The organism is Draconibacterium sp. (genome assembly GCF_041583095.1).
GTDB lineage: Bacteria > Bacteroidota > Bacteroidia > Bacteroidales > Prolixibacteraceae > Draconibacterium.
The window spans coordinates 1-3,785 of record NZ_JBFHGM010000380.1 but is presented as its reverse complement, the minus strand read 5'-3'; the positions used below and the strand labels follow the sequence as shown (position 1 = coordinate 3,785).

At 42.1% G+C, this 3,785-nt stretch carries 3 protein-coding genes and 1 pseudogene; 1 reads left to right on the top strand and 3 read right to left on the bottom strand.

The annotated features are described in order from the left end of the window. Nucleotides 1-111: 111 nt before the first annotated feature. Genes lpxB through surE form a run of 3 tightly spaced genes read right to left on the bottom strand, consistent with a single transcriptional unit; the run spans nt 112 to nt 2,345 of the window. Complete coding sequence (gene lpxB, locus ABZB17_RS21380; RefSeq protein ID WP_372653481.1) at nt 112-1,257, bottom strand: lipid-A-disaccharide synthase; 1,146 nt, start codon at nt 1,255-1,257, stop codon at nt 112-114. A 1-nt stretch (nt 1,258) separates the two neighbouring features. Continuing rightward, nucleotides 1,259-1,561: a hypothetical protein gene (locus ABZB17_RS21375; RefSeq protein WP_372653479.1), complete on the bottom strand. Its 303-nt coding sequence runs from the start codon at nt 1,559-1,561 to the stop codon at nt 1,259-1,261. Between the two features lie 10 nt (nt 1,562-1,571). Further along, entirely contained in the window at nt 1,572-2,345 is a 774-nt protein-coding gene (surE, locus tag ABZB17_RS21370; protein ID WP_045026771.1) for a 5'/3'-nucleotidase SurE, read from the bottom strand. A gap of 199 nt (nt 2,346-2,544) precedes the next feature. Here surE and ABZB17_RS21365 point away from each other — a divergent pair. After that, a pseudogene (locus ABZB17_RS21365) lies at nt 2,545-3,785 on the top strand (hypothetical protein); the annotation flags it as partial.

Sequence of the window (3,785 nt, the reverse complement as noted above, 5' to 3'; positions counted from 1 at the left end):
TCCACAGAAACAAACCAGTAACCAATAAAAAAACCAGCACGGCCAGGTACCCGATCAGCGATCCGAGGAAAGTTTTTATTTCTTTTTTGAATAAGCTATACACTTGTATTCTTACGATTTATGTTCAGAACTCAAAGATAACAATTCAACCATTTTTTCAGCGGCCCGTTTTGAGCATCCCGGTTCGCCCATTAGTTTTTGCATATCGCGGTAATCCGACAAAATTCTGTTACGATAGGTTTCATCACTTAGTAAACGATCCAGTTCTGCTGTTACTTTTTTAACGGTCATATCTTTTTGAAGCAGCTCTTTTACCGCCATTTTTCCTAAAATAATATTAGGCAGCGACACCCAACTAATTTTTAAAACAGCAGCCATAATGTAATGCACCAACACGCCGCCTTCAACTTTATAAAGTACCGTTTGCGGCACATGAAACAAAGCCGTTTCCAATGCTGCCGTTCCGGAGGCCACCAAAGCCGTATGTGCATTATTCAGCAGATCGTAAGTAGATTCGTAAATCACTTTTATGTTGCTACCCTCTAAAATTCCGGCATACAACCCTTTGTCGACCGACGAGACACCGGCCAGCACCACCTGGTAATCATTGCGGCCCTCAACAGCCTTTTTCATTACCGGCAAGGTTCCTTTTATTTCCTGCACACGGCTTCCGGCCAATAAGGCAATTATCGGGCGTTCATCTAAATTATTTTTGGTTTTAAAATCGGCTGCCGACTGGGCTGTTTTTTCAAATTCCTTAATCGAATCGAACAGCGGATTTCCCACATAGTTTACGTCGATGCCGTGCTTTTTGTAAAATTCGGTTTCAAAGGGAAAAATGGTAAACATTTCATCGACAAAAGCCCGCACCTTTTTAACGCGGTATTCTTTCCAGGCCCACAATTTTGGCGAAATATAATAGTAAACTTTTATGTTGTTTTGTTTGGCAAACTCCGCAATCCGCAGGTTAAAGCCGGGATAATCAATCAGTATAAGTACATCGGGTTTATAGCTAAGCAGGTCTGTTTTACAGAACTCCATGTTGCGTTTTATGGTCCGGATATTCAGGATCACATTCACGAAACCCATAAACGCCATTTCGCGGTAGTGTTTTACCAATTCGCCGCCAACGGCCTGCATTTTATCGCCGCCAAAAAAACGAAAATCGGCCTCTTTGTCGGCAACTTTCAGTTCCTTCATCAGGTTTGAACCATGCAAATCGCCCGATGCTTCGCCAGCTATAATGTAGTACCGCATATTAACCTGCTCTTAAAATTAATACCAGTAAGGCATAAAGAATTGTGGCTCCCAACACTCCTCGGGCCGCCTTTTCGTATTTTAGGTGCAGGAAGATCCAAAAGGCGCCAACATTGGTAAAAACGCACAGGCTGCCAATTTTAACAAGCGCCTGCATGCGCCTCATTCCGGTAATGTAATCGAGAAACGACATATCGTTTTCACCGGTCAGATATACGATAAAAAAAATAATCAGCGGCAAAACCAGTCCGGTTAAAACACCAACTCCTACTTTGTCGTATTTATGCTGTTTGTTTTTTGGCATAGAAGACGGATTAAAACTTCCACGACTTAATTTGATCCATGGTTTCGTAGCAAGTCATATCAACCCGAACGGGAACCACGGTGGCAAAATTATTTTCCAATGCAAAAATATCGGTGTCTTCGGTGTCTTCATCCAAATTCTGAAAATATCCCGAAAGCCAGTGGTATTCTCTTCCGTGCGGATCGGTTCTTTTTTCAAACTCTTCCATCCACTTTCCGTGCGCCTGGCGGCATACTTTTATCCCCTCAGGTTTGCCTTTCGGAATATTCACATTCAAACAGGTAAACGCAGGAATACCATTTTCAATAACACTCTGAAAAACACGAGCTACAACCAATTTTGCTTTCGAAAAATCTGCCTCTGAACCATAGTCATCCAGCGAAAAACCGATGGACGGAACACCGTGCAAACCACCTTCAATGGCAGCTCCCATTGTTCCACTGTAAATTACGCTGATGGATGCATTGGATCCGTGGTTAATTCCCGACACCACATAATCTGGTGTTCGCTCGAACAAACTGTTAAAACTCAGTTTCACACTGTCAACCGGCGTCCCGTTACATTTATAGGTTGGTACACCATGAATCTTCTCCACAGGCACTGCCCGTAGCGGCTGATCAACTGTAATACCACAAGCTTTTCCCGACATGGAAACTTCGGAAGAAATGACTACTACATCACCAAAAAATTGCATTACCTCCACCAGTTCACGCAAACCTTTTGCATGAATTCCATCGTCGTTTGTAACCAAAATTAATGGTTTTTCAGAATCGTTTTTTTGCATGAGAGCAAAGATAATTAGAAATTACTATCTTGTGGCATCAAACCAATTTTATACCAACTATTCTTATATGTCCTTACCCATATGGGATTTATGAACATTTTGTACTTAGTATTATTTATATTTTCCGGAGATCGTTGATCGCCAGTTTTTATAAGTCTTAAATACGTTCGGTCAGAAACATATTCTTAAAATTTGAATGATGAAATACTTGAAAAAACTCACTGCATTTTGTATTGTTTCCCTCATTTGGTATGGAGCTAAGGCCCAGGTAGATATCGAATACCAGAAACCACCTAAAGAAATTCTGGAATTGATCGATGCTCCGGCGGTTCCTTCAGCATCTTTCGATGCTAAAAACGAAAATATTGTTTTACTGCATCGCAATCAGTTTAAAAGCATTGCCGAATTATCGGAACCCGAATTACGTTTGGCCGGATTACGAATTAATCCGGTTACCAACATTGGTAGCAGAACGCGTTATTATACCAACATCTCGTTGATGAAAGTTGGCGAATCCGAGGAAATTAAAGTGAATAATGTACCGGCAAGCGGGCGTCTTGCAAATTTTGCGTGGTCGCCCGATCAAAGCAAAATGGCGTTTACCAACACTGTTGACGAAGGTGTTGAGTTGTGGATTTTGGATATTGACGAAGCTACATGTAAAAAGCTTACCGATGCAAATCTGAACGCAAATATCGGTTCTGCATTTGAATGGTTTGAAGACAACAGTAAGTTGCTTGTAAAAATGCTTCCGGCCGACAAAAAACCGTTGATTGACAAATCGACGGCAATACCTACCGGCCCAAAAGTTTCGGTTAGCGATGGACAAAAAGCGCAAAACCGAACTTATCAGGATTTATTAAAAGACAAAGCCGACGAGTTCAACTTTAAACAATTAGCTCAGTCGACACTTTACACGGTTGATCTTGAAGGAAACATGTCGGAATGGAAGGAAACCGCCATGTACACCGGCATGAGTTTTTCTCCTGATGGCGAATATATTCTGATCTCCACGCTTGGCGAACCATTTTCATACATCGTAACATACAGTCGTTTCCCCTCGAAAACAACTATTTACGACAAATCAGGCAAGTTGGTAAAAGTTATTCGCGATGTTCCGCTTGAAGAAGTACGCCCGAAAGGCTTTATGTCGACCACAAAAGAAATACGCAGCCTGCGCTGGCGTGCCGACAAACCGGCAACTATCTGTTACGTTAAAGCACTTGATGAAGGAGATCCGGCCGTTGAAGTTGATTTCAGAGACGAAGTGTTTACTCTTGATGCCCCGTTTGAAGGGGAACCAAAATCCATTTTAAAAACTCAACAGCGTTTTGGCAGAATTATCTGGGGAAATGATGCTGTTGCAATTGCCACCGACGAGTGGTGGAATACCCGTAACGAAAAAACATATCTATTCAGCCCGGGCGATGCGTCAGTTGA